24 protein-coding genes and 1 pseudogene are annotated in these 26,649 nt (G+C 42.4%); 18 read left to right on the top strand and 7 right to left on the bottom strand.

Going from position 1 to position 26,649, the window contains the following annotated elements; all coding sequences use genetic code 11:
• Window positions 1-562 (top strand): sialate O-acetylesterase (locus WC955_05660; GenBank protein MFA5858533.1); only part of this gene is annotated, 562 nt, incomplete at its 5' end.
• 6 nt (window positions 563-568) lie between these two features.
• Window positions 569-2,122: a sialate O-acetylesterase gene (locus tag WC955_05655; GenBank protein ID MFA5858532.1), complete on the top strand. Its 1,554-nt coding sequence runs from the start codon at window positions 569-571 to the stop codon at window positions 2,120-2,122.
• A 14-nt stretch (window positions 2,123-2,136) separates the two neighbouring features.
• Here the strand turns inward: WC955_05655 and WC955_05650 are convergent, their stop codons facing one another.
• From WC955_05650 to WC955_05620, 7 genes and pseudogenes are all read right to left on the bottom strand, one after another.
• Window positions 2,137-3,273 carry a uroporphyrinogen decarboxylase family protein gene (locus WC955_05650; protein ID MFA5858531.1) on the bottom strand — a complete coding sequence of 379 codons (1,137 nt, stop codon included), beginning with the start codon at window positions 3,271-3,273 and terminating at the stop codon, window positions 2,137-2,139.
• 188 nt (window positions 3,274-3,461) lie between these two features.
• Window positions 3,462-3,665: a hypothetical protein gene (locus WC955_05645; GenBank protein ID MFA5858530.1), complete on the bottom strand. Its 204-nt coding sequence runs from the start codon at window positions 3,663-3,665 to the stop codon at window positions 3,462-3,464.
• A complete protein-coding gene (locus WC955_05640) occupies window positions 3,655-4,212 on the bottom strand; it encodes a hypothetical protein (GenBank protein MFA5858529.1) in 558 nt (185 codons plus the stop codon). Before WC955_05640 ends, WC955_05645 begins: the two co-directional genes overlap by 11 nt.
• Window positions 4,213-4,343: 131 nt before the next feature.
• Entirely contained in the window at window positions 4,344-5,150 is an 807-nt protein-coding gene (locus tag WC955_05635) for a hypothetical protein (GenBank protein ID MFA5858528.1), read from the bottom strand.
• A 19-nt stretch (window positions 5,151-5,169) separates the two neighbouring features.
• The gene (locus WC955_05630; GenBank protein ID MFA5858527.1) at window positions 5,170-5,547 is read right to left on the bottom strand and encodes a hypothetical protein; all 378 of its coding nucleotides are present in this window, start codon (window positions 5,545-5,547) and stop codon (window positions 5,170-5,172) included.
• Window positions 5,548-5,729: 182 nt separating this feature from the next.
• Window positions 5,730-6,053, bottom strand: coding sequence for a nucleotidyltransferase domain-containing protein (locus tag WC955_05625; GenBank protein MFA5858526.1), 324 nt, complete (start codon window positions 6,051-6,053; stop codon window positions 5,730-5,732).
• Window positions 6,032-6,349: pseudogene (locus tag WC955_05620) on the bottom strand (HEPN domain-containing protein). Before WC955_05620 ends, WC955_05625 begins: the two are co-directional and overlap by 22 nt.
• Window positions 6,350-6,621: 272 nt before the next feature.
• Here WC955_05620 and WC955_05615 point away from each other — a divergent pair.
• The 16 genes from WC955_05615 to WC955_05540 all read left to right on the top strand — a co-directional run bounded on the left by WC955_05615 (window position 6,622) and on the right by WC955_05540 (window position 26,627).
• Complete coding sequence (locus WC955_05615; GenBank protein ID MFA5858525.1) at window positions 6,622-9,240, top strand: hypothetical protein; 2,619 nt, start codon at window positions 6,622-6,624, stop codon at window positions 9,238-9,240.
• A 449-nt stretch (window positions 9,241-9,689) separates the two neighbouring features.
• A complete protein-coding gene (locus WC955_05610; protein ID MFA5858524.1) occupies window positions 9,690-11,771 on the top strand; it encodes an ATP-dependent helicase in 2,082 nt (693 codons plus the stop codon).
• A 57-nt stretch (window positions 11,772-11,828) separates the two neighbouring features.
• Window positions 11,829-14,021: a UvrD-helicase domain-containing protein gene (locus WC955_05605; GenBank protein MFA5858523.1), complete on the top strand. Its 2,193-nt coding sequence runs from the start codon at window positions 11,829-11,831 to the stop codon at window positions 14,019-14,021.
• Window positions 14,022-14,054: 33 nt separating this feature from the next.
• The gene (gene gatC, locus WC955_05600; protein MFA5858522.1) at window positions 14,055-14,348 is read left to right on the top strand and encodes an Asp-tRNA(Asn)/Glu-tRNA(Gln) amidotransferase subunit GatC; all 294 of its coding nucleotides are present in this window, start codon (window positions 14,055-14,057) and stop codon (window positions 14,346-14,348) included.
• A gap of 7 nt (window positions 14,349-14,355) precedes the next feature.
• Window positions 14,356-14,952: a DNA-3-methyladenine glycosylase gene (locus WC955_05595; protein ID MFA5858521.1), complete on the top strand. Its 597-nt coding sequence runs from the start codon at window positions 14,356-14,358 to the stop codon at window positions 14,950-14,952.
• Window positions 14,953-14,963: 11 nt separating this feature from the next.
• Window positions 14,964-15,680, top strand: coding sequence for a peptidylprolyl isomerase (locus WC955_05590; GenBank protein ID MFA5858520.1), 717 nt, complete (start codon window positions 14,964-14,966; stop codon window positions 15,678-15,680).
• 47 nt (window positions 15,681-15,727) lie between these two features.
• The gene (gatA, locus tag WC955_05585) at window positions 15,728-17,203 is read left to right on the top strand and encodes an Asp-tRNA(Asn)/Glu-tRNA(Gln) amidotransferase subunit GatA (GenBank protein ID MFA5858519.1); all 1,476 of its coding nucleotides are present in this window, start codon (window positions 15,728-15,730) and stop codon (window positions 17,201-17,203) included.
• A 23-nt stretch (window positions 17,204-17,226) separates the two neighbouring features.
• Complete coding sequence (gene gatB, locus WC955_05580; GenBank protein ID MFA5858518.1) at window positions 17,227-18,684, top strand: Asp-tRNA(Asn)/Glu-tRNA(Gln) amidotransferase subunit GatB; 1,458 nt, start codon at window positions 17,227-17,229, stop codon at window positions 18,682-18,684.
• Window positions 18,684-19,223, top strand: coding sequence for a YfcE family phosphodiesterase (locus WC955_05575; GenBank protein ID MFA5858517.1), 540 nt, complete (start codon window positions 18,684-18,686; stop codon window positions 19,221-19,223). The genes gatB and WC955_05575 overlap by 1 nt, the downstream gene beginning before the upstream one ends.
• Entirely contained in the window at window positions 19,220-20,176 is a 957-nt protein-coding gene (locus WC955_05570) for a DUF362 domain-containing protein (protein ID MFA5858516.1), read from the top strand. The genes WC955_05575 and WC955_05570 overlap by 4 nt, the downstream gene beginning before the upstream one ends.
• Complete coding sequence (locus WC955_05565; GenBank protein ID MFA5858515.1) at window positions 20,173-21,510, top strand: 4Fe-4S binding protein; 1,338 nt, start codon at window positions 20,173-20,175, stop codon at window positions 21,508-21,510. Before WC955_05570 ends, WC955_05565 begins: the two co-directional genes overlap by 4 nt.
• A gap of 111 nt (window positions 21,511-21,621) precedes the next feature.
• A complete protein-coding gene (locus WC955_05560) occupies window positions 21,622-22,407 on the top strand; it encodes an SDR family oxidoreductase (protein ID MFA5858514.1) in 786 nt (261 codons plus the stop codon).
• Window positions 22,404-23,402, top strand: coding sequence for a Gfo/Idh/MocA family oxidoreductase (locus WC955_05555; GenBank protein ID MFA5858513.1), 999 nt, complete (start codon window positions 22,404-22,406; stop codon window positions 23,400-23,402). Before WC955_05560 ends, WC955_05555 begins: the two co-directional genes overlap by 4 nt.
• Window positions 23,399-24,331 (top strand): Gfo/Idh/MocA family oxidoreductase, encoded by a 933-nt coding sequence (locus tag WC955_05550; protein ID MFA5858512.1) that lies wholly within the window; start codon window positions 23,399-23,401, stop codon window positions 24,329-24,331. The genes WC955_05555 and WC955_05550 overlap by 4 nt, the downstream gene beginning before the upstream one ends.
• A gap of 23 nt (window positions 24,332-24,354) precedes the next feature.
• Window positions 24,355-25,386, top strand: coding sequence for a DUF933 domain-containing protein (locus WC955_05545; protein MFA5858511.1), 1,032 nt, complete (start codon window positions 24,355-24,357; stop codon window positions 25,384-25,386).
• Window positions 25,387-25,514: 128 nt separating this feature from the next.
• Window positions 25,515-26,627, top strand: coding sequence for a Gfo/Idh/MocA family oxidoreductase (locus WC955_05540; GenBank protein ID MFA5858510.1), 1,113 nt, complete (start codon window positions 25,515-25,517; stop codon window positions 26,625-26,627).
• The last annotated feature ends 22 nt before the right edge of the window (window positions 26,628-26,649 follow it).

Raw genomic sequence — 26,649 nt, 5'->3', positions numbered from 1 at the left:
TTTTGGTAAACCCGAAAACCCGGATGACGGTTCATGGCCGTTGATACAGGAAGCGCAGTTACGCACATGGCAGTCAGTACCTAACACCGGGATGATAGTAACTATCGATGTTGGTGACCCTAGTATACATCCAAAAGACAAAAGTACGGTTGGGTACCGGTTATCACTACACGCACGGAAACTAGTTTTCGGCGAAAATATAGAATTTTCTGGGCCGATATATGATTCAGTTAAGTTTGAAGGCAAAAAGGCATACATAAAGTTTACACATACGGCTGACGGTATAAAAATCTCGAAACCGGGAGAAAAACCGTTATGGTTCTGCATTGCGGGTGAAGACAAAGTGTTCTACAACGCGAACGCGGTAATCTCCGGAAAAGATACGGTTACTCTCACCGCGCCGGAAGTTAAGAACCCTGTTGCTGTACGGTACGCATGGGCAGTTGCGCCGGTAAATAATATTGTCAACTCATTAGGTTTACCTGCATCACCGTTCCGGACGGATAAATGGATGGGCGTTGCGGTACCATTACCCCCGGGAATAGTTGCACTAAAGAAATAGGTGTTTATGTTTTTAACAGTATTTTTTGTATTGATATTATTGAGTTCATTCACTCCAGTATACGCAAATGTTACACTTTCGGGTTTATTCTCTGACAACATGGTCCTCCAGCGCGGTATGGAAACCAAGGTATGGGGTTATGCGGATACAGATGAAACGATAATCGTTGAATTCAACGATCAAAAAATACAGGCAACCCCCGGGATTGACGGCAAATGGATGGTACTCCTGAAAAATCTTCAACCCGGCGGGCCACACAAAATGGTTATCTCCGGCAAAAATATTATTGAACTTAATAATATCCTCGTTGGCGATGTTTGGGTTTGCAGCGGACAGTCAAACATGGCATGGCCAATGTCAAAAACATCAAACGCAGCATTTGACGTAGCGAACTCAACTAACCCGTTAATCCGCATATTCACAGTCCCGAGGATAAGTACAACTACTGAACTTGAATTAACTATATCAAAATGGTCAGAATGCCTACCCGCTACAGTACTAAGCTACTCCGGAGTAGCATACTTTTTCGGTAAAAATATGGTGGACACCACAAAGGTTCCTGTAGGATTGATAAACGCATCCGTAGGCGCTACGCCAATTGAACCTTGGATGAGCCAAAAGGAACTTACTACTAATCCGGTATTGGCAGAAGATTACAAAAAAATTGTGGAACTAGAAAATTCCTATACAGAAGTCCCCGTACCGGTTAAGAAAACAATAACTGAAAATATTGACTACGACCCTACAGCACTTGCTGATAATACACCAAAAACTATTAAGAAACCGGTAGTCAGCGCAGCACAACGGCAGTCAGTTTGTTATAACGGAATGATCTCTCCGTTATTGAACTACACCATTAAAGGCGTTATCTGGTATCAGGGTGAGAATAACAGCCTGCGTACAATGGATTACGGCAAATTATTCCCTGCAATGATTACCAGTTGGCGTCAAGCATGGAATATCGGCGAGTTCCCGTTTATATTTGTCCAGCTTGCGTATTACGGTAAACCTGAGAAACAAGATAAAGGCGCGTGGTCAATTATCCAGGAAGCACAATTGCGTACCTGGCAAACCGTACCAAACACCGGAATGGTGGTAACTCTCGACATCGGTGACGTTAGCGTACATCCAAAAGATAAAAGTACGGTTGGGTACCGGTTATCACTACACGCACGTAAACTTGTCTTTAGCGAAAATATTGAATGTTCCGGCCCGGTATATGATTCTGTTAAGTACAACAAAAATAAAGCGTATGTTAAGTTCACTCATGCAGCTGATGGTATAAAAGTATCAAAACCCGGCGAAAAACCGTTATGGTTCTGCATAGCTGGAGAAGATAAAGTGTTCTACAACGCGGATACGGTTATCTCCGGAAAAGATACGGTTACTCTAACCGCGCCGGAAGTAAAGAACCCTGTTGCTGTGCGGTACGCATGGGCAATCGCGCCAGTGAACAATATTGTCAACTCGTTAGGTTTACCTGCGTCACCGTTCCGTACTGACAACTGGGACAATGTTTTGGTTCCATTACCACCAGGTGTGATTACCGCAACAAAATAAATATTTCACTACTATCAGTACTTCCCGTATTTTCTTCCAGTTTCTATCATTGCGAAAATGTTTTCATCCGGCGTATCGCGCCCGCACTGATCGCCCGTAGAAAGTATAAACCCGCCGTCGTGAGCCGCAGCGTCAATAGCAGCTTTTGCTGCGTTCTCCACGTCTTTCACGCTACCGCGTAACATAACATCAGTCGTATGAAGGTTACCCATGAGGCTAATCTTATTCCCAAACTCTTTCTTCACTTTAGCGAGGTCGCAGTCGCCCATCGGCGGGATCTCCAGAGGATTAATGCTTGAAAGATCGCTTTCTTCCGCAGCGATTTTTACGAGCTGGTACTCCGGCCCGCAACAATGCACCTGGCTAGGGATACCCGCGGATTTACACAACTTACTAAACTCTTTCAACGCGTATAACGAAAGGTCACGGAAAATCGGTGGAGGGTTGCTGAGCATATGCCCTGAATTACCTATAAGAATGAAATCAGGTTTTAGCTCCAAATGTTTTTTTAGTGTAGCAATAGCGTTCTCCGTTTGTTTCTCACACCGCGCGATAACTTTCTTAGGATTATCATAATACTCGTACACAGAGTCCGGGTTTTTTATGTTCAAACCCGGCATCTGTACTGCAAGGCCTACAACCCCGCGGTCACCCATATACTCATACGCCTCATAGAACGCGTCGGTACCTTTATAGTTGTTAACCTTCTTCACATCTTCCCATTCAGTTGGCGTAGTGGTTGGCATTCCAAGCTTACTAAGCTCAACCCCGTGTGTTGGCGAGTTATCGATATAGTAAACATTACACGTGCGGGACCATTCTTCTTTCCCGCTGACTGTCCTGTGGTTACGCGTGTAAATACGGTCGTCGGTTTTCAGGATAATCGCTTCCTTCCACAATGATGGTAACAATTCAGGTACGGGTTCCGGCGAGTACGACACCGGGACTGCCTCGAGCCAGCCGTCAAACCCAAAATATTTTACGGCGTCGATATACGCCTTCCACTTCGGCGGGTTGTTATACAAATATATGTCCCAAAACGGTTTTTTGGTTAACCTACACGGGATCATGTTTGACATGTCCGGGGCAACAGGTACGTAGTCCGGTTTACCGTTCCGCATCGCGGTGAGCATACGTTCTTTCGGTATCATCCTTCCCCCCTATCTCATTTTTTATGATTTATTTATGATATCTTATCAAAATATTGAAGAGTTGTTCTATAATAAACCAGCAACGTGTCATTTCATAACATTTATGGTATTTTGTAAAAAATCAACTGGAGAGGATTAGACGCCATCAGAACCTGGTTTGTGGGACAGCCTGTGTAAGAAGTTAAATTTTAAAGTTTACATAAGTTCCATGTCTTGAACTTACGCGGAGTGACAGTTTTAACATTTCCCACCATTGTTTGCACATCGGTAAGCCATTTTATATACTCGTCCAATTGAATTTCACGATACGGAGATACAACAGAGAAATGTTTACGCCGCGTTTTTGACTGTGCATCTTTTCGCATCTCGCGTTTATCACGGTTACTTAGCATCTTTACCCCCAAGTTTATGTACCAACTTGTTGTATTCATCTAAACGGTCAAATAGTTCAAAGTATTCTCGTAACTTCTTGTGGTCTATCACATCTTTATTTGCTTTCACTAAGTTTTCAATATCAACGATGTCTTTGTTATACCGTTCCGGATCGTTAGCAATAGATTGTACTTTCAATCCAATTATGTCTTCTGAAAGTAACGCTTTAACTTTAAACTCGCCGTTGAACAACTCTTTTACTTTCGCGCGGTTAAGCATTGCAACCGCATATTTTCTATGCGCCAGCAAAAAATCCACTTCGCCTAACGGTTTAAGCGGCGAAACATAATTTATCACATCTACAGACTTATGCCTAATCTCATATCCAAAACTTTTCATAATTTTATCAACGCTGCTTGCTTGAGTTGAAAAAATCATGAAATCGATGTCAATAGTTGTACGTATAAACCCTGATAAACTCACTGCAAATCCTCCGATTAACGCAAACTCAATATTTTGTGCTGTAAACGCGGGTACCAATAAATTAAATACTTTTTTGAAATCCATACATATATTATATCACAATAAGTTTCTTTTTCAAGTTTGAGAGATACTGCTCTCGTCATAAATTACTGAAGAAAAGGCGAAATAATGCATTTGGTAAACTTGGAAGGGATTGGATGCCATCAGAACCTGGTTTATGGGACAGGGTGTGTAATTAATGTCATATCTCCTAATAAACCAATACCCCCACGCCACCAAGAAAGATCAAAAGGATCTTTTCCTAAAGCCCTATCTTTACTAATCACAGTTGCAGCTATTGTAACAGGTTTATTCTTTGATATCTCATCCCAAATATCAACATGATATCTTGTAGATGCCACTAGATATTCACATTCGACATTTCTGAATACTACAATCTTTTCTAACTTCAATAGAAAATTATCTTTTTTAATAGCAATAATAGTAGCTTTTAATATACCAGTTCCTTGTTCAGTTTCAAAATCCCATGGGTCTCCTATACTCAAAATAACACTTTTTCCAATTAATTTGTTTGCTGTTGTTGTATTTTTCATTATATTATTCATTTCTTTCTTGAACATTTTAGCTATTTTCCGCCACTCAGAAAGATCGCCTTCTAGAATCTTTTTACAGTATATTTCCAGTGTAGCTGCTTGTTTTTCTACGGAACTATAAAGTTGTGCCATATTATGAATTTCTTGGAGACCAATATCTAAGTTGGGATTTCCATATTTTGCAATGTAGCGGATACCAAACTCTTTATTTCCGAGTCTCTTATATATATTTGGATTAGGCACAATGCTAACAGAGACGATAGGAACATTTTCTGAGCACATTACTATTTTGATATTATATTTATCTGAATGTAATTCAAATTCAGAATCTTTTATCCGTCTCATCTCACAAGAATATTTTTTGGCAATTCCCCTGAAATATTTTTTCACAGCTATTTCAAAAGTTTTAAAATATTCTTTGTTTAGCATACCTGTACCTGATTAGTTTCTATTTATATTCTTTGTATATAAAGAATATATCGAATTTATGAGGCAATCTAATCTTGTATCCTTTTTTCATTGTAACAAATATTTCTAAAAAGTAAGTTCGTTCCCAACGCATTTCAATGTTTCTTATCATAGAACTTTTCCCTTTTATTTTTTCTTTGAATTCATTAAGAATTCCTTTAATAACATTATTATTGTGGTCGATTCCGGCATGATACATAGTTGGCCAAAAATAATTATTTATTAAATCTTGTTTTTGACGCCAAGATAAATTTTTCCATTGTTCATAAGTAATATCTTTGTTTAACATGTTTTCTTTGACACGTTTCTTGGTTTTGGATGTAGTTCTCTTTCGTATTTTAGACAAGGTATTCAACATTTAACTTTCTCCCATACTTTGTTGTCTCTTGACACGGATATTCTACCAAATGTGTATGTGAAGTCAAAACAGAAATTGTCACGACGGAGTAAAAACTGGAGGGGATTGGATGCCATCAGAACCTGGTTTATGGGACAGGGTGTATAAGTAGTACCGGAAAAACTACTCTTATCTTGCACATATTACGTCAACTTGGTTCCAGTAGTGATTATCTCGTAAGCAAACGGGTTTGAACGAGTAAACTCTACCTTTGCAAACGGATGAGGTTCGATTCTGGTATCAATATCCCAGGTGTATTTCATCAATCTTACACGGTCATCTACCGGGTCAACAGCTTTTTGAGGTAACACAATCGCCAAATCAATATCGCTATATTGGTGGTGAGTCTTTTTGACATAAGAACCAAACAAATATGCAGCGACTACCTTAATCCCATGTTTTTGCAGTAACGCAACGTACTCTACCGCAATTTCTTTTATATCTTCTATATTTTGTCTTTTAGCCATAACCGGAATTCCTTTATATGCTTTATGTATTGTTGTGCATATTTTTGAGTACACTTTTGGTGAAACCGTTTTTTATAGTCAGGGTACCTGGCAGATATGTTGAAGGATGTTACTTCTGTTAACAGCTCTTTTTGCGGTATTGTTAATTTCAAGCCGGACAATTCTGCAATTCTTACCAGATTGTGAATAAATGGCGTGTTGTTATTGATCATCTTTACTTAATACGCTTTTAGTAGTTTTTCTATTACTAAATGCCCAAGGAATAACGACCAGGAATAATCTTTGCTCCTATACATGTGTTCCATAGTAACAAAATTATCATCTGAAGTTGTTATCCAGTATTTAATGATTTCGCTTTTTTTCATACCTACTTATTATAAGTTCAGACACTAAAAAAGTCAAGCCTAGTAACAGGAATTGTTCACGACGGAGTAAAAAATGGAGGTGAGGGGAATCGAACCTCTCCCGAATATATTATATAAATGAACAAAACAGATATATTTTAGAATTAGTATAATATTCCCTAATTATGAAAATTGTACGGTTAATATTTATATGCATGATATGTATGCTAACAGCCATTCCACTGCTGTTTTCCATAACCTCTGAAAATAGCGCGGTTACACAAAACATTGTTGAGATTAAAGCTGCGGGCGGGTTCTACATTGACGTCAGTAGTTTAACACCGTTTCTTACAACACTTCCTATAGACGAACAAACCGAACAGTTGCATGACTGGGCAATGGTAGGATTACTTACCAGGCTGGATATTGATAATGATAAGTATTCCGATATTCTCCATGCAAAGTTTCCGTTACGTTTATCCTACCTCGAGAACGTAACACCATTTACCGTACTCCCGGGCCGTGTCGAAACAATTACTCCCGGTACATGGGTACTGGCCTTACCTATGAAAGACGTGTATAACAATACCGCACTGTGTTCTGTAGTTGACCATAAACGCGTGGAAACACTTGTTATCCCGTCAACTATTCATGTATTCGGTTATGTTGTTAATCCTGACAGTACCACACTGCAGGTGGTACACATATCTGCAATTAAAGGTTCCGCACTTTTCTCCCCTGAATACGGATATTACGAATCAAAAGTTGATAGTTTAGAATCCTTCACCCGGTGGTTCAACAAAATTGATGACCTCACCTACGCGGACTGGGCTTCCGGATTAACCCTTGGCGGGCGTAAACGCGCAGTACCGCTTGACCGCGGGATTACAATGGAGGACGTCGCAGCATTGTACCACGCATACAAAAGCCAGGCGGGAAGTAATACTGAAAAAGAAACCGCACGGAAAAAAGAGTATGATAAGTATATCCAGCAGAAGTATAACGAAACCCTGACAAAAACCCCGGGGTTAAAGCAACAAATCATTGAAGGTAAAACCACTGCTACACAGATTTATAAAGAATTACGCAAAAAAATTCCGTATGCACCGATTTATACTGATACAAATGTAGGGTTCTCGCTTGACCCTGAGAAAGATACCCGGGGTTTAGCGGCTGAACTTGACCGCCTGGCGGTATACGATCCGGGGTTAGGGTTTACGGAGGATCCCGGGATAAAAAGTTATGTTCTCTCCCGCAGCGCGCAATTAAAAAATACATCCCAAAAACTTAGGGATAAAAATTATGCGCCGTTTCTTGAACTCCGCCGCGGGCTTGCAGGAAGTAATGATACTAACGCCAAAGTATTTGATGAAATGCTGAAGCATTTAGACCAGAAAAGTTCGTATCAAACCGCGCGGTATGACGGTGACCTCAAAGGTACGGAAGTTGGGATGATACTGTTCTATACTGACCTAAACGCAAAAATATGGGCATTAAACTATGGTAACACATTACCCCGGCAGGGGGTTACGGGTATACGCGCAATGTCGGATATACGTGTGCCTAAACATTACTGGAACGAGTTTTTGAAGTTATCAAACACGCGGTTGTGGTTTGGGCTAAAAAGCGATAATTTTATGATCACGGGTGGTAACCGTTTATACTTCGCTCCAACAGTAACAAGGGTATACGCCGCGTCAAGCGACCCGTTGTATCCCGGGAAAGAGTCAGAACCTAATTATCAAAGCAGCGAGTTTCTTGGGTGGTGGGACCGGCATTATTCCGCAGTAGCTGATTATGAACCTCAGTATTACAAACTTGACCAGATACAAAAATGGTCCGCCGTATGTATGGTATTACAGGAAGTTAATGTTGATGTATTAAATTTTTTTTCTCAGGTAAAACCTGTCCATAACAATGTTTTTAATGAATGGTATACGCGTAACATAAACAATTTCCGCAGCCGCGTGGAATTGCCTTTTATTGACAGTAAAAAGTTTGGGAAACCCAATGAATGCCTGGGATTAATGTACTCCGAACCCTACCCGCTGATGGGCCTGCGGTTTTATATTTCCGGCGGCGTGTCATTAGCTGCAAGGAAGGATATTACATCTAAACTTAAAGGTACAGAAACTAAAGTTTATACCAAATCATCAGGGACAAAGCCGTTGTCATCCTCTACCGGTAAAAACCGTGGTACCAGCAGCGGAGGTACCGGAGACGGGGATAAGGTTTTGGTTAAAGAACAGCGTAATGTTAAGTACGAATTCCCAAAACCTGCACCCGAGAAAATGCTTAATGAAGCACGATGGAAAGTTGTACCAAAGAAAGAAATTAAACTCCGCGCACCGGTACTTGAACTCCCGCAGGGGGTCACCCATGAAGCGGTACTGAAATCACAAAAACATGAAAAACTTGAGATAAACTATAAGTTTAACAACACATCATACGGCCGTTTCTCCGTGAAGAGTGTTAACCCTAAAAAAGTTGCATTCGGGTGGTTACCCGGGGAAGGGTATATCATTAATTCAATCCTCGGGAATGTTGTAGCACAGGAAACTATAATGAATACTAACGGCATTGCAGGCGGGATGGAAGGTATTCTTAATACCATCCCGGGAATCAATAAAGTTGTTGTTAAGGATGTAAATAAAAAGTATTACCTCCAACTTTCAACAGGTACCTCGAGTATCCCTGCGGGAACATGGGTTGAGCTTACTGTCAACCCCGGGAGTATCACCCCAATAAAAGGTGAATACTACGCCCGTGCTGCCGGAACATTACCGGAATCAAATATTTACTCCGCACGTATAGTACCGGCAACAAGTGTACTGTTGAAGTAATTCACCCACGTAAGTCAGTATTCGCTGAATTATAGAGATTTTAATACAGATAATTATTTATTAAATAGTATAATATCCGGGAAAACTGGATTGAGTAACGACGGCTCGTATACGTATACGAAATTGGGGTGACTATGAACCGTGATTTAAACTTTTTCTTTGCTAATACACACACTTATTGTTCTACTGGCACCGGGTTTTCAGTCTTCAACTCTTCATCTATATTATTAAAAAACTTTATCTCACAATGCCGGAAAACAAAAACTTCATTTCGTTTGGTAAAACTTTCCAAAACAAAGTCTTTTAATATTAACAAATTTAGAAATAAGGATATCGCTATTATATATCAGGACCTGCCATACAACAAATTTATTGTTAATATTCAAGTTATAATGGACACCCTGATTTTTCCTCTTTGGTACAAAAATAAACCTATCTGTTTTTTCTCAGTGATCGACAAAACCGAGTACTGCGAAAAACGTATTTCTTCCGGATCAATACATACCGAGTACGACAACGTTACCCGGTTTCTTCTCTGCGAACAAATGATATCGCTGTTAGAGAGAACAAACCGTCAACCCGTTTCGCATGGTCACCACAAATTTGAAATTGATACAAACCTCGATGCCTCACAAGAAATAGCGAAAAACTTTATCACCGGCCCGATCCGTGTACTTGCGCCCGCAGGTTCCGGCAAAACAAAGACTTTAGTAAACCGTATAATAAACCTTATTAACAACGGTATCCCGGAAGAAAATATCCTAGCTCTTGCGTTTAACAAAAAAGCAAGTGATGAAATGAATTGCCGTCTTAAAGCTAAACAAGTTACAAACGTGGATGTCCGTACTTTCCACTCGCTCGGATACGAAATTATACGTAACAAAACAGGGGGGCGGTTTAACCTCCAGGCAGAACAAAGTGTAAATTCTATTGACCCATTGATTCTTGTATTACAGCAAACAAAAAATGATATTCTCCCAATCTCTGATACTACTGTAGAGATCAACGGCCAAACAGTTCCGTTGAAACCCGTTTTTAACGCGTATATTGAACGCCAATGGATGCTTAACTCGTTCAATTTTGATGACCTAATATATTTCCCTATACGTATCCTTATTGACGACGACATCATACGTAATAAATATCAGCAGCGGTACCAGTATTTACTGGTAGACGAATTCCAGGATTTAAATAAAGCGCAATTATTGTTACTACAAATATTATCCTTACCCGAAAACAACGTATTTATTGTCGGAGATGACGACCAAATGATCTATGGCTGGCGCGGAGCTGAGGTACGGCATATAATCGATTTCCCTAAACGCTATCCTATGTCACAGGATTGTACGTTATCAACAAACTATCGTTCCAGCCAAAAAATAGTCCGCCATTCAAAATGGCTGATTGACTATAATACAAACAGGATAAATAAAAATATCAAGGCAAGGACAAACGCAACCCCCGGGTTTTTTGATATAGAACTGTTTAACTCACTGTGGGAACAAGCTGTTGCTATAGCGGACTGGATCTCTAAAACCAAAACAGTGCATAATTTTCAATGGAAAGACTTTGCCGTATTATTCCGTTTTCACAGTTATCAGTTCATAATAGCGATGGCACTCGACGCAAAACATATTCCTCACAGCCTGGTACACACCGAACGGATGTTTAATTCCAGAATCGGCCGTGATATTTATGCTTACCTTTCCGTAATCATGTATCCGCAAGAAGCGACAGCGAAGGACTACGCAATAATCCTTAGAACTCCAAACAAATATTTTTCAAATAATATCATTTCTTCAATTACAAACTGGGAAGAATTAAGCCGCGCATCTGAAAAACAAGGACTACGCGCGTGGGAACGAGATAAACTCTGCGATTTCTTTAACCATATTGAAACGTTAAGCCATTTTGCTAAACAACCAACCACTACCCCGCACTCTTTATTAACTTTACTTGATAAAGAAATTGGACTCTCTATTTTTTATAGAACCCATCCTCGTTTTTCAGCGGAGGTTGATGAATCAACGGACGATGTTATTGTTGAAAGTATTATATTATCCGCGAAAAACTTTAATGATACAGCAGAGTATTTTCAATACTTCCGTCAAACCATTAATCATCCCCCTGATGCTTCTTCAACTGATGAATTAGACAGGCAAAACGTAGTAGTTTTGACAACCATCCACAAAACTAAGGGGAACGAGTATCTCAACGCAGCATATTTTAACTTAAGCATGGATTCCCATACTAATTCGGAAGTGTGTATAGAAGAAGAACGGCGGGTAACTTATGTGGGCGTCACAAGGGCAATAGAAAATATTTATATTACCGGCTTAAAAAATAAACTGTCAAAATTCATACCTGAACTAGCATTCAATCCGGCATTAACAAAAATCTCAACAAAAAAACTTCAGGACAAAATACGCAACGCAAAAAAGAAGTTATTGATTAAACAAATTGAATTAATGGAAACCGAGGTTTTGTTCAGAAACAAAATCTTTAACTCAAAGAATACGCATAATTTTTAATTTATTGATAAATCCCACCCTTTTTTGTATGATTTTTGGCTATATAGGACTTCTTTTATGGAAAAAGAAATTAAGAATGATATTGGTATAAGTACCGACCTAAACCCGGAACAACTGGATGCCGTAAAAACCGTTGACGGGCCGCTGGTTATTTTAGCGGGTGCAGGGTCAGGGAAAACCAGGGTTATCACATACCGTATAGTTTACCTCTTAAAACTTGGCATCCCGCCGGAAAGCGTTTTGGCAGTTACGTTTACAAATAAAGCAGCGGGTGAAATGCGTAATCGCATTAACACATTAACCCCTGGCCTTGGCGCACGGGTGGATGTTTCAACATTCCATTCATGGTGTGCACGGTTTCTCCGCAGGGAAGCGCAGTCCGCGGGATTACACCCCGGGTTTGTTATATATGATGAAGATGACCAGCGTAATCTCATAAAAGAAGTGGTGGAAGAACTTGAACTTGACGAAAAAAAGTTTCGTCCTTCACCGCTGGCGGAAGAAATTAACCGCGCAAAGGATAACCTGCTTGACGCATCGTCATATGCTATACATAGTTTAGCGTCAAATGATCCTGCAAAAAAGTTGTTGGCCAATATTTACCAGTATTACCAGCAAAAACTTGAGAGGTCTAACGCCGTTGATTTTGGCGACCTTATCCTCAAAACTGTTAATACGCTACGTAATGACACAGTTGTGTTTGAGAAGTACCGCCAGAACATACAGTACCTCTTAGTTGATGAATACCAGGACACTAACCACGCACAGTATGTACTCACAAAACTTATTGCAAGTTACCACCGTAACCTCTGCGTTGTCGGTGATGACGACCAGGCAATATATTCCTGGCGTGGAGCTGATGTCCGTAACCTGTGGATGATTGAACAAGACTTCCCGGAAGCAAAAGTTGTTAAACTTGAACGTAATTACCGTTCCACCCCGGAAATTCTTGAACTCGCATGGAATGTTGTACGCAACAATTTCGCCCGGAAAGAAAAGAAGTTGTGGACCCAAAACCCTTCCGGCCCGGTACCGGTATATATTAACAACTATAACGACTATGAAGAATCTGAGAACCTTGCAGCGAATATACGTTACCTGTTAAGCATAACAGCGGGACGTAAATATTCCGACTTTGCGGTATTTTACCGTACAAACGCGCAATCACGCGTTATTGAAGAAATTTTTGTCCGGGAAGGGATTCCTTATCAAGTCGTAGGGACGGTAAGTTTTTATCTCCGTACAGAAATCAAAGATGCAGTGGCGTACCTCCGCGTAATACATAACCCCAATGATTCACTCGCGTTTAAACGTATAATCAACCGTCCTCAACGCGGGATCGGGAAGACAAGCATGCAGGTGATTGAGGATTATATGGCTGCTAACGACCTGTCATTTTACCAGGCACTGAAACAAACTGATAAAATCCAGAATCTTTCCCCTAAAGTCCGGACGGGTATAACACAGGTACTCTGTTTTCTGCATGAATGGATTGGTAAAAAGAAAACTGTTAAACCCAGTGTATTACTCCGTGAAATCCTTGAAAAAACCGGGTATCTTGAAGAACTTAACCTCGAGAATACCGTACAAGCGAAGAATCGCGTGGATAACCTCCGTGAATTAGTTTCCGCAATTGCGGAACTTGAAGAACGTACTAATGAAGGTAATTCTGAGACTGATATCCTTGACCTTTTCCTGAACCAGCTTGCGTTGATGTCCGGGCCGGATAACTGGGATCCAAATCAGGAACGCGTAACGCTGATGACGGTACACCTGGCAAAAGGGTTGGAATTCCCCGTCGTTTTTATGACCGGTATGGAAGACGGATTGTTCCCGTTAGGCGAAAGTTTATTATCATCGGAAGAACTTGAAGAAGAACGGCGGTTGTGTTACGTCGGGATGACCCGTGCGAGGGAACGGTTATACCTATCCTCCGCATCACAACGCCGGGTATACGGCCAGATGCGGTACCATATGCCGTCAAGGTTTATCACGGAATCACAGATTCTGGAACTCAATACCAAGGAAAAGATAGGTTCTGTCCCCGAGTTTGGCGAGTATGAAACCTCAAACTCTGCGTTAGAACATACAAAGTTTCATGTTGGCCAGAGGGTACGGCATTCAGAATTCGGTGACGGGCAAATAGTTGGCAGTTCCGGGCAAGGTATGGGGTTAAAAGTAATTGTACAGTTTGATAACGGTTCATGGAAAAAGTTGGTCGTAAAATATGCCAATCTGGAATTGATATAATTAAATAGGTAATATTTTAGGAAAGAGGATACCTTGAAAATTACGAAAGAAGATGTTGACCACGTAGCACGGCTGGGACGGTTAAACCTAACCCCCGCGGAAAAAGAAAAGATGGGTAACCAGATTGAGCAAATCCTGGAGTACATGGACAACCTCAACAAACTTGATACCTCAAAAGTAGCGCCTACTTCGCATGTAATGGATGTCGCAAACGTTTGGCGTGAGGATAAGGTTGAGGATAAAGGCAATGAAGCTCAGGCGGTACTCTCAATCGCGCCGGATCGCGAAGGCGATTTTTTTAAAGTAAAAAAGGTCATTGAAGGATAGACAATATATGCCGCGCAGTACACGCTTTCCCCGGCAATACTTTGCCAGGAAAACGCTGGAGGTTGCCCGCGGATTAGTTGGTACACACTTTGTGCGTGAAACCACAAAGGGTAGGATCAGCGGTATTATTGCGGAAACTGAGGCGTACTGCGGGATAACAGATCCTGCGTCGCACGCATATGCCGGGAGAAAGACTAACCGTACAGTAATTATGTACGGCCCTGCAGGATATGCATACGTATATTTTGTGTACGGTATGCACCACTGTTTCAACGTAGTGACGGATCGTGACGGGACAGCCGGAGCGGTATTGCTCCGCGGGATTATCCCCTTGGACGGTATAGAGTTGATAACACGTAATGCGGATAAACGTTATGAACAGGTAAACGGGCCGGGGAAACTATGCCGTGCGTACGGGATTACAAAAAAGGAGAATGGGTTAGATCTTTGCGGTGGTGACAGCACGATATATTTTAGCAAAGGGTTAACTCTCAGCGGAGATGAAGTTCATGCGTGCCCCAGGATAGGGATCGGGTACGCTGGTGAAGCAAAATATTGGCCTTGGAGGTTTGTCCTCCGCGGACATGGATATAATTGTAAGTGAGGTAATTATTTATGAAAAAAATTTTAGGGTTGATGTTAGCGACAGGGTTAACATTTTCTGTAACATGTACTGCGGTTAAAGCAGAAACACCCGCTACTGTTACTAAACAAAAAAGTGTTACCCAAAAAAAAGCGGGAGGAAGTAAGGTGAACAAAAACGTTATTCCGGAAGCAGTGGTTAAAATCGGTAAACCAGGGAAGTACGCAGTGATACAAACCTCAAAAGGCGACATTATCTGCGAATTATTCCCGAATACCGCACCCGGGACTGTGGAAGTAATCTCAGGCCTCGCAACGGGTACTCGTGAATGGTACGACCTGAAAACCAGTACATGGGTTAAACGCCCGTTTTATGACGGGTTAATCTTTCATCGCGTAATCCCGGAGTTTATGATTCAACTTGGTTGTCCGCGGGGTAACGGTACTGGTGATCCTGGATTCAGGTTCCGTGACGAATTTTCGCCGGAAGTTAAGTTTGACCAACCGGGACGGTTAGCCATGGCAAACAGCGGGCCGGATACTAATGGCAGCCAGTTATTTATCACCGAAGTCCCCACCCCGTGGCTTGACGGGAAACATACAATCCTTGGACAGGTGGTGGTTGGGATGGACATCGTAACCGCAATTACGCGGGTGGAACGCGACCAGCGGGATAAACCGTTAAAAACGATTACTATTAAAACATTCCGCGTATACGACGTACCCGCAAAAAAAGGTGGTACAAAGTAGTTATTAAGCCAGTATGTATATAGTTAAAGACAGGGGTTGGGTGTAGAATGATAGACACAAAAAAATGTTCGGTCCAGGAAATTGTTGATAACGTAAAAACAAATAAAGTTTCACCTTCGGAAGTGGTCGGAACGTATCTCGCACGGGTAAAGGATACAAATCCTAAACTAAACGCTTTTGTTGAAGTATTTGAGGACAGTATTTCTTCGCGGGTGAAAGAACTTGAATCCAAACTCGCTGATAACCCAAAAACACTTGGCGCGCTTGCCGGTGTGCCTATAGCAATCAAGGATAATATCGCGATCAAAGGCAAACTTTGCACATGTGCATCCAAGATTATGCAGGGGTATGTCTCGCCGTATAACGCAGAGATTATTAACCGCCTGGTAGCCGCGGATGCGATCCTCGTCGGGAGAACTAATATGGATGAGTTCGCAATGGGTTCCTCCACTGAAACATCGTTTTATGGTATCACGCGTAATCCATGGGACCTGGACTCCATACCCGGAGGGTCAAGCGGCGGTAGTGCAGCGGCGGTTGCTTCAAAGATGGTACCCCTAGCAATCGGGAGTGATACCGGCGGAAGTATCCGGCAACCAGCATCCTGCTGCGGAATCTCAGGGTTAAAACCTACCTACGGGCTTGTTTCACGCTACGGCTTATTCGCTTTTGCATCCTCACTTGACCAAATTGGCCCGTTTGCAAATAGTATCCCCGACCTTGCGTTATTACTTAACGTTATTGCGGGACATGATACCAAAGATTCTACGTCAGTAGATATGCAAACCCCGGATTATGTTGATGCAATACAAAAATCAGGTGATGTGATAAAAGGGTTGAAGATAGGGTTACCAAAAGAATATTTTATTTCCGGGATTGATAAAGAAGTTGAAACCTCAGTACGTAACGCAGTGAAAGTATTGGAATCACTTGGCGCGGAAGTTGTGGAAGTGTCTCTCCCCCATACAGAATACGCATTGGCGGTATATTATATAATCGCACCCGCGGAAGCCAGTGCTAACCTCGCGAGGTATGATGGTATAAGGTTCGGATACCGCAGTAAAGACGCTGCTGACCTCCTGGAATTATACGAGAAATCAAGGGGTGACGGTTTTGGCCCGGAAGTTAAACGCCGGATCATGCTTGGTACATACACTCTATCGTCGGGATACTACGACGCGTATTATCTTAAAGCACAAAAAGTGCGGACGTTGTTACGCCAGGATTTTGAGAACGCGTTTAAACAAGTAGACGTCATAATAACGCCCACCTGCCCAACCGCAGCGTTTAAGATCGGTGCGAAGATGGACGATCCGTTACAGATGTATTTATCTGATATATTCACAATCTCGTGTAACCTCGCGGGGATTCCGGGGTTAAACATCCCCTGCGGGTTCTCAGGTAACGGGTTACCGATAGGGATGCAGGTATTCGGCAAACATTTTGATGAAGTTAAAGTGTTGCAAACAGCGTATGCGTATGAGCAGCACCGCGGATGGGCGTTTCCCGGGATGAAAGTATAGATAGAAGGAATTTAAGATTTATTATGAACACACTAAACTATAAACCAACAATCGGGCTTGAAGTACATGTTCAGGTGAAGACAGTATCAAAACTTTTTTGCGGGTGCTCAACAGAATTCGGGGCGGAACCCAACCACAACATCTGCGCGGTATGCACAGGCCAGCCCGGTGTATTACCGGTAATGAACAAAAAAGCTGTGGAGTTTACTATAAGAACAGGATTAGCGTTGGGATGTTCAATCTCTGAACATTCAGTTTTTGCGAGAAAACAATACTTTTACCCTGACCTCCCAAAGAATTATCAGGTATCCCAGTACGAACTACCGTTGTGTATAAAAGGTTCTGTAACCCTACCCTCCACGGGTAAGCGTATAGGTATTACAAGGGTACACCTTGAAGAAGACGCGGGGAAGTTATTACACGCTATTGGTGCGAGAGAACTTGAGTATTCATTAGTAGACCTTAACCGTACGGGTATTGGGTTAATGGAAATAGTTTCTGAACCCGACATTACCTCCGCGGATGAAGCGGTTGAGTATCTCACTACACTAAAAAGTATCCTGCGGTACATTGACGTTTCTGACTGTGACATGGAAAAAGGTACTTTACGGTGTGACGCAAATATTTCTATCGCAAAACCTGGCGATGAACTAGGGACTAAGGTTGAGATTAAGAACATGAACTCGTTTAAGTCATTACACACAGCATTACTCTACGAAATAGTAAGACAAAACGAAACATTATCCTCCGGAGGTAAGATTATCCAGGAAACGCGGTTATGGGATACCGATATTAATGAAACAAAATCTATGCGGAGTAAAGAATTTGCGCATGATTACCGCTACTTCCCGGAACCCGACCTCGTACCGTTTAAACCTTCCCGGGAATGGGTAACCGAAATAAAAACCTCCTTACCTGAACTACCGTTAGCAAGAAAATCTCGGTTTGTTAAAGAATACGGGCTTAACGACTACGACGCCGGGGTACTTACTGCGGAGAAAGCGTTAGCTGATTATTTTGAGGAAACAGTTACTTCCTGCGTAAAACTTGGGCTTAACAATAATGATGCGGCTAAACCCGTAACTAACTGGATCACCACTGACCTCCTTGGGTATCTTAACACCAACAAAAAAGATATTTCCTTAAGCCCCGTTACTGCAGTAAACCTCGCGGGGCTCATAAAACTTCTTACCGACGGCACGATCTCCGGTAAAATCGCGAAAACCGTATTCACCGAAATGTGCAATACCGGCGGGAAACCGGAAGATATCGTTAAATCAAAAGGGTTAGTACAGATATCTGATGAATCCGCAATCCTGAAGTTAGTTATCGAAGCGATTAATGAAAACCCAAAAGCCGTTGCTGAATTTAAGGCAGGTAAAGAACGCGCGGTATTCGCTATTGTCGGAGCGGTAATGAAAAAATCGCAGGGTAAGGCTAACCCCGCGGTTGTAAATAAATTGATAAAAGAAAATATTTAATGAAGCTTGGTGTGATAAGTGATACCCATGGAAGTACGGATACACTCTCCCGCGTGGTAGAACGGTTTGTTAACCACCACAAAGTTGATGTTATAATTCATCTTGGTGATGAACATACAGACATTAATGAATTACCTGATAAACTACCGGTTCCTGTTCATACCGTCCCCGGGATTTATCATAAGGATTATTTAAACCCTAAAGTATCAAACCGTAAGATTGTAGAGTTCAACGGATACAAAGTTTTGTTATCCCACACGCCAAACTCTACCACCCACGACCTGCCGGGAGATTTAAGGATTGATGATGTTACGCGTAACCGCGAAGTTAATGCTGTGTTCTACGGGCATAAACATATCCCTGCGGTTGAACTCCGCGGAAGTATTGTATGGCTAAACCCAGGGCATTTGAAACCGTCGGATAACCGCGGGTATCCTATGTCCTACGCTGTAACTGATATTCTTGAGACAACAGTGAATTATACGATATACTGTTTTGACAACGATGAAGTCCTGCAGGAGTTGGAGGTACAAAAATGAGTAACAAAAAACTTACACGCAGAGAATTCTTAAAAACTGTAGCACAAGCGGGTCTCACCGCAGCGATAACCAGCCCACTGTCAGTATTCGCAGCAGAGAAAAAGAAAAAAACTAAACCCCAACCCGCAGAAAAAAACATGGGGGCAGTGGTTAACGTAACAAAAAATGCGGAACCCGGAGAACTTATCCGTCAGTGTATAACTCTGATGGGCGGGATGGAAAAGTTTGTGAAAAAGGGTGATGTTGTGGTTATCAAACCCAACATTGGGTTCGATCGCACACCGGAACTCGCGTGCACCACAAACCCGGAAGTTGTCGCAGAACTTATAAAACTCGCGTACTCCGCTGGTGCAAAGAAAGTTGTGATGCTCGACCGCCCGTGTTCACGAGCGGAGGACTCCTACAGAAATTCCGGAATTGAGAAAGCTGCGCGTGATGCCGGTGCGGAAGTTAAGTTTGTAACCAAAAGTATGTATATAAACACCGCAATCCCAGGCGGTGTGGCCTTAAAAGAATGGCCTTTTGTGAAGGATATTCTCGAATGTAACGCCTGGATCAACGTTCCTATAGCAAAACATCACGGGTTTACTAAATTATCGTTAGGGATAAAAAATTATCTTGGTATCGTCGGGGGTAACCGCGGGTTATTCCATTCGAACATGCACCCCTGGCTTGCAGACCTTTGTTTGGTTACTAAACCTAAACTTGTGGTGATGGACGCCGTACGTGCGAGGTTACGTAATGGCCCCAGCGGTGGTATGCCGGAGGATGTTGAACAATGGGATACCGTTGCGATGTCAACAGACATCGTGGCGGTTGATGCGTATACCGCTACGTTGTTTAAGTACAAACCTGAGGAGATCGGGTATATAAAAGAAGCGTATGACCGCGGGCTTGGCGAGATGGACCTCGCTAAGGTTAACGTCGTGATAAAGGATTTTGGGAAGAAGTGAAGACCATACAGTTCCGGCGGATAGTACAGTTATTATCCTTTACGGTATTTACCATACTATTCTTCTTTGGTATACCCTATGCGTTCCAGTCAAACATTATTTCTTTCACCCCAGTATTTGCGGTAATGTCTACAAATAATATTTTATCCATACTGATAACTTTTTTGATAATTATTTCAGTTTTTGGATTAACACTACTCTTTGGCCGTGTGTACTGCGGATGGATATGCCCGTTGGGCAGCATATCTGACTTTCTTTGGTGGACGGATTTAAAGAAACGCTATGTTCTGCATTACCCTAAATTCAAATATTATGTATTACTCTTTTTAGTTGGGTTAACTTTTTTGGGTATCCAACTTTTTTGGTGGTTCGAACCCGTCACGCGTATATATCGCGGGATTACGGGGTTCACCACAGGATTCCCTACCGGAGTTATGGAAGTAACATTCCTCCACTGGGCGGGGTTAGCGTTATTTCTTGTGGTTCCGCTGTTAAACATCTTCTCAAAGAGGTTATGGTGCAAAACCTTTTGCCCGTCAGGCGCGGGTTACGCATGGCTAACAAAGTTTAGTAGGTACAAACTTACTATCGAGAATGAAAAGTGTATACGCTGTGAACGCTGTATAAAAGTATGCCCCGTAAACACTATAGAAAAAGAAATGTATGTGCTTAACCCGTCAGAATGCGTTAACTGCCGTCTCTGCGCAGAAACGTGCCCTACAAAAGCTATAAAATATTCTGCACTAAAAAATGATGATTCTGATAAGCCAAAGGTTGCGATTACCCGCCGTGAGTTCATAGGGTCGGTAGCAACGGGTATTGCTGCGGGGATTGTATTAAAACATATCCCCGGATGGAACCGCAGGAGAAGTGTTTCCCTCCGCCCACCGGGTGTTGCGGATGATGAAGACTTTGAAAAAAAGTGTATCCGCTGCGGTGCGTGTTTCCAGGTATGTCCTACTAAAGGATTACATCCGGAAGTTGGGAACGGGCTGACATCGTTTTATATTCCGCGGTTTATCCCCCGGGTAGGGTATTGCGCGTACTCATGCATTAAATGCGGGAAATCGTGTCCCACCGGAGCAATACCTAACCTCAAATTGGTTGATAAACAAAACACAGTGATTGGTACCGCTGTGATTGACTATGAACGATGCATCAAATGCTTGATCTGTGAAGAAATGTGTCCTATTCCGGAGAAAGCTGTGAGGATTCGCGCAGTAAAGCCTATGGACGAACCTTATGTCATACCTGATTTATGTATTGGCTGCGGGATCTGCGAGAACGCGTGTCCCGTAGAAGGTAACGCTGCAATCCGCGTTATCCGCGCATAACAATAATTCGAATATTTGAATGCACTCCTGCAATAATGATATAATTCACGAGTAACCAATGATAACAGTTGATAAGTTACCTCAACAGTTAAATAAGAAAGGACGTTGGGAATGGGAGTACTAAACAATTTTTCGCTGAAAGGAAAAACCGGGATCGTTACCGGCGGAGCAGGGATTTACGGCCGCAGTATCGTCGAAGGTTTATGTGAAGCCGGAGCGGGTATAATCATTGCCTCACGTGATATTGAAAAAAGTAAGAAGTTCGCGAAAGAGTATAAAAAGAAGAAGTACAAAATTTATCCCTACCAACTCGACCTCTCGGTAAATAACAGTATCCTCAACTTTACCGCGGAGATAGCGAAAGATTTCAAGAAACTTGACTTTTTGGTCAACAACTCGGTCCTCCGCTCTATGTGGCGTTTGGACGATGATATTGCTAAGTGGGAACAATCAATGGCGGTAAACGCAACGGGAACGTTCTCGCTTACCCGCGAAGTTGCGAACCTGATGATCCGCAGGAAAGTTAAGGGTAGTATCCTCAATATCGCGTCAATCCAGGGTATTGTCGGGCCGGACCTCTCATTATACGAAGGCACGCCGATGGAAGGTATTCTCCCCCCGGACTATTTCTTTCATAAAGCCGGCTTAGTTAACCTCACGAAATACTTTGCTGCGCAGTACGGAAAGTATGGTATCCGGGTTAACAGTATTGCACCGGGCGGGTTCTTTAATAACCAGGATAAAACCTTTGTTACGCGTTACTGCAAACGCACATTCCTTAACCGCATGGCTGATATCAATGATATTAAAGGCGCAATTGTTTTCCTGGTCTCCGACGCATCAGGGTATGTCACAGGTACGAATCTTATGGTAGATGGGGGGTATACAGCGAAATGAAAAAGATCTTAATCGTTGGCGGCGGCGGGATCGGTGAACGCCATATACGGTGTTTTATAGCAACAAAAAAAGCGGTAGTTTATGTATGTGAACCCAACCCCTCGAGGTTGGAACAGTTAAAACAAAAGTATGCGGTCAAAAACGTATACACAGATTTTAGGAAAGTTGATTTACGCCAGTTTGACGGTATTTTACTTGCCACACCGCCGAATTATCATATTCCAATGGCAACCCGCTGCGCGGAAGAAGGCATCCCGTTTTTGTTGGAGAAACCTTTATCCCTCGATTTCAATGGCGTGGATAAACTTAAATCCATAGTCCATAGAAAACGCCTACCCTGCGGGGTTGCGTATGTCAGAAGAAGCCAGATGTCATACAAAACTTTGAGAAAGTACGCGTTATCCGGCAAAATCGGTGAGCTCAAAATGGCACGCACAAACTTTTCGCAGGACTATACTAAGTACCGCCCGGATTACCAGCGTATCTATTACGCATACGAAAACATGGGCGGCGGGTGTATACTCGATGCAGCAAGCCATATCGTTAATCTCATAGAATGGATATTAGGATCGCCAAAACAGGTTACTGCTATGTACGACAAGATGGTCCTCCGTAAAGTTGAGTGTGAAGACACTGTTGCGCTGCTTATTAGATTTACAAAAAACAGTGCGGTTGCTGATATTTTCCAAAACCAGTTCCAGAAACCGTTCGCAGCTGATGTTGAAATCGTAGGTACAAAAGGAAATCTTTTATTTCATGCAACCAAAACGACGCATACAATTTTGTATTCAAATACTGATGATTCAAAGTGGCACGTGCTGAAACATTTCAATGTCACAGCAGATGAACCTTTCATCGCACAGGCAAACGATTTTATTGCCGCGATTGATGGTAAACGCGCGTTCCCTACATCCCTCTCTGACGCAGAATCCACTTTACGCGTATGCCTCGCTGCTAAATCGTCACAGCGTTCCGGAAAGTTTGTAAACCTATGACAAGTACCCGCAAAATATTCAAGCTCGGAATCATCGGGCATAGCCCGGGGAACGGCCATCCATACTCGTGGAGCGCAATCTTTAACGGGTATGACAAAAAAGAAATGGCTAAATGCCCGTTTCCCGTAATCCCGCAGTATCTCGGGGAACAGAACCCGCGGACAATGTGTATACCTGACGCTAAAGTTACTCACATATGGACACAGGATAAACGGGAGTCTCAAAAAATTGCTGATGCGTCATTAATTGCGAATGTTATCACCAACCTTGATGATATGATAGGCGCGGTGGATGGCGTAATCCTTGCCCGTGACGACGGGAATACTCATTTAAAGTACGGCGAGCGGTTTATCCGAATGAACATCCCGATACTTATAGACAAACCGTTAGCTACGTCATTACCGGACCTAAATAAGTTTGAACAGTATTATTCCCGCGGAAAGCTAATAATGTCCTGTTCAAGCATGCGGTACGTAAAAAATATTTTAAACGCAAAACCTAAACTTGGCAGTATTCTCACTGCCACCGCAATGGTTCCTAAATACTGGAACACATATGGTATCCACGCAATTGACGGTGTATGCAGTATTATGGGTTACGATGTGGAATATGTACAGAACTTGGGGAAGGATGAAGAACATATAATCTATCTGCGTTATAAGAACGGCAGCCACGCGGTCCTGCAGTGTTTCAAAAATACCGTGCCGGCAATGCATTTTACGTTTTACGGTACGAAAAACAATCTTGTCCTGACAACAACAGACTCGTTCTCATCATTCAAAGCGATGCTGGTAGATTATGTTGAAATGTTGAAAACACGGAAATTACCGTTTAACCATCGGGATACATTTATAAGTATAAAAATATTGATAGCCGCGGAACTATCGCGGGAACGTAACGGCAAAGTTGTGAAATTAACCAGTATCTAACTAAGTTAAAGAAAGGGTTTTTTATGAAAATATATATTACAGGATTCCCTATGGCGGGGCAACGCGAATTGTTCTCCACCTTATGCGGTACACCGATTGAAAAGTTAAACCAAACACCGATGGAAATCCATCTCGGCAGTACAGTTGTGCGTGACCCCCGGCTTGATGTTTTATCTAAGATGTATAACCCGAAAAAAACAACGGCAGTAAAAATTGATTACAACCTTCTCCCCGACTACACTACCCAGGGCGGGCCGATAACGACAATGATTATGTCAAATCTAAGAAACGCGGATGTTCTCTGCTGGACCGCGGGTGAAGCATCCGCCATTGCGGATACGTCAAACTTTATATCTGACCTCATAATCGCTGACCTTGGGTTGGTCGAAAAACGGGTAGAAACACTTGCGAAAGATGTTAACCCAAAGACCGCATCAACCCGCGGGAAGGAAAAGGCGGTACTGGATATCTGCAAAAAAACATTAGATGAAGGCAAGTTATTATCCTCCCTTAAATTTGACGATGAACAAGCTAGAGTACTTGTGAACTATCAACTATTAACCCGTACGCCTGTACTGGTAATCGTGAACACCGAAAAAGATGAGACCGCAATAAATACTGTGATCACGCAGTTATCAACATTGTACCCGTCCGTAACATTTATACCGATGAATGTGAAATTGGAACAAGAAATTTCGGGGCTTGACCCGGAAGACCGAGGTACGTTTATGAAAGAACTCGGGGTTACCGAACCTGCGGTTGATAAAATGACACGATTAACCTACGCAAAGCTGGGGTTGATACAGTTTTTCACCGTTGGACCGGATGAAGTACGCGCGTGGGCAATCCCGAAAGGTGCATTAGCACCGGTAGCTGGACGGACTATACATTCCGATATTGAGAAAGGCTTTGTCCGTGCGGAAATGATGAAATACGCTGAGCTTATTGAAGCAAAGACGGAACAAGTGTTGAAAGATTCTGGCAAGTTTTACGTTAAAGGACGTGACTACGTTGTCGAAGACGGTGATATCCTAAACTTTTTGTTTAACGTATAACATACCACAAAAATGTCGGGCTGAGGCAGTAGCTTAGACATTTCTGTCTTTATGGAAAATAATTACGTTTGGGTTTATTATAAAGTAAAATAATAAGTGGTTAAATTAGCATTAGAAGGAGTTTTTCAATGGTAGACAAAATGATTAGAGTTGGTGTCATTGGCTGCGGTAAAATTTCAGGGATATATTTCAAGAACATTAAAACATACAGCTTTTTAGAAGTTGCAGCCTGTGCGGACCTAAACATGGCCGCCGCACAGAATGCTGCACAAGCATATGCTATCCCTAAAGCGTGTACACCGCAGGAATTACTCGCTGATCCAAGTATTGATATTGTACTTAATTTAACAGTCCCAAAAGCACATGGCGAGATTGCGTTCGCTGCGGTTAATTCTGGAAAAAGTGTGTACAACGAAAAACCGTTAACTGTCTCACGTGAAGACGGGAAGGCGTTATTAAAACTTGCGAAACAAAAAAAGGTGCTGATTGGCTGCGCGCCGGATACTGTCCTTGGAGGCGGGATACAAACATGCCGTAAACTTATCGACGACGGTGTTATTGGCTCACCGGTAGGAGCGACAGCGTTTATGCTTGGGCACGGGCCTGAAGGATGGCATCCGAACCCCGAGTTTTTTTATCAGGTAGGAGGCGGGCCGATGTTTGATATGGCACCGTACTATTTAACTACATTGGTAACACTGCTTGGCCCGGTTGTAAGTGTTATTGCGAAAGCGAAAATAACGTTTCCTGAACGCACAATCACGAGCCAGCCAAAAGCCGGACAAAAGATTGTTGTTGAAATACCAACACATATAGTCACTATCCTAAATTTTGTGAATGGCGCAGTAGGGACTTTAATCACAAGTTTTGACGTATGGAAATCCACGTTGCCAAGAATCGAAATCTATGGTTCTGAAGGCAGTATGTTAGTCCCTGACCCTAATACGTTCGGCGGGCCGATAAGTATATTTAAACCAGGGGATAAGGAATGGACACCAAAAGAGTTAACTCATGGGTATCAGGTTAATTCCCGCGGGCTTGGTGTTGCAGACATGGCATATGCGTTACTTAATAAAAAACATAAACACCGTGCAAACGGGAAAATTGCATACCACGTATTGGACATTATGCACGCAGCACATGAGTCATCAGAAAAAGGCAAGGTTGTGAAACTAAAATCGCAGTGTGATCGCCCGTTACCGATGCCGATGACACTGGAACCCGGAAAGTTTGAAATATAGGTTATAAGGAGGGTTAAGTTAT

This window comes from Elusimicrobiota bacterium, from assembly GCA_041658405.1.
In the GTDB taxonomy this organism is placed as follows: Bacteria; Elusimicrobiota; UBA5214; order JBBAAG01; family JBBAAG01; genus JBBAAG01.
Note: the sequence above shows the minus strand (reverse complement) of the source record. Positions and strands in the feature narration are given on the sequence as shown.

Coding starts and splice junctions, on each gene's coding strand:
- WC955_05655 (MFA5858532.1), top strand. CDS start 569: ATGTTTTTAACAGTATTTTTTGTATTGATATTATTGAGTTCATTCACT.
- WC955_05650 (MFA5858531.1), bottom strand. CDS start 3,273: ATGATACCGAAAGAACGTATGCTCACCGCGATGCGGAACGGTAAACCG.
- WC955_05645 (MFA5858530.1), bottom strand. CDS start 3,665: ATGCTAAGTAACCGTGATAAACGCGAGATGCGAAAAGATGCACAGTCA.
- WC955_05640 (MFA5858529.1), bottom strand. CDS start 4,212: ATGGATTTCAAAAAAGTATTTAATTTATTGGTACCCGCGTTTACAGCA.
- WC955_05635 (MFA5858528.1), bottom strand. CDS start 5,150: ATGCTAAACAAAGAATATTTTAAAACTTTTGAAATAGCTGTGAAAAAA.
- WC955_05630 (MFA5858527.1), bottom strand. CDS start 5,547: ATGTTGAATACCTTGTCTAAAATACGAAAGAGAACTACATCCAAAACC.
- WC955_05625 (MFA5858526.1), bottom strand. CDS start 6,053: ATGGCTAAAAGACAAAATATAGAAGATATAAAAGAAATTGCGGTAGAG.
- WC955_05615 (MFA5858525.1), top strand. CDS start 6,622: ATGCTAACAGCCATTCCACTGCTGTTTTCCATAACCTCTGAAAATAGC.
- WC955_05605 (MFA5858523.1), top strand. CDS start 11,829: ATGGAAAAAGAAATTAAGAATGATATTGGTATAAGTACCGACCTAAAC.
- WC955_05595 (MFA5858521.1), top strand. CDS start 14,356: ATGCCGCGCAGTACACGCTTTCCCCGGCAATACTTTGCCAGGAAAACG.
- WC955_05590 (MFA5858520.1), top strand. CDS start 14,964: ATGAAAAAAATTTTAGGGTTGATGTTAGCGACAGGGTTAACATTTTCT.
- gatA (MFA5858519.1), top strand. CDS start 15,728: ATGATAGACACAAAAAAATGTTCGGTCCAGGAAATTGTTGATAACGTA.
- gatB (MFA5858518.1), top strand. CDS start 17,227: ATGAACACACTAAACTATAAACCAACAATCGGGCTTGAAGTACATGTT.
- WC955_05575 (MFA5858517.1), top strand. CDS start 18,684: ATGAAGCTTGGTGTGATAAGTGATACCCATGGAAGTACGGATACACTC.
- WC955_05570 (MFA5858516.1), top strand. CDS start 19,220: ATGAGTAACAAAAAACTTACACGCAGAGAATTCTTAAAAACTGTAGCA.
- WC955_05560 (MFA5858514.1), top strand. CDS start 21,622: ATGGGAGTACTAAACAATTTTTCGCTGAAAGGAAAAACCGGGATCGTT.
- WC955_05555 (MFA5858513.1), top strand. CDS start 22,404: ATGAAAAAGATCTTAATCGTTGGCGGCGGCGGGATCGGTGAACGCCAT.
- WC955_05550 (MFA5858512.1), top strand. CDS start 23,399: ATGACAAGTACCCGCAAAATATTCAAGCTCGGAATCATCGGGCATAGC.
- WC955_05545 (MFA5858511.1), top strand. CDS start 24,355: ATGAAAATATATATTACAGGATTCCCTATGGCGGGGCAACGCGAATTG.
- WC955_05540 (MFA5858510.1), top strand. CDS start 25,515: ATGGTAGACAAAATGATTAGAGTTGGTGTCATTGGCTGCGGTAAAATT.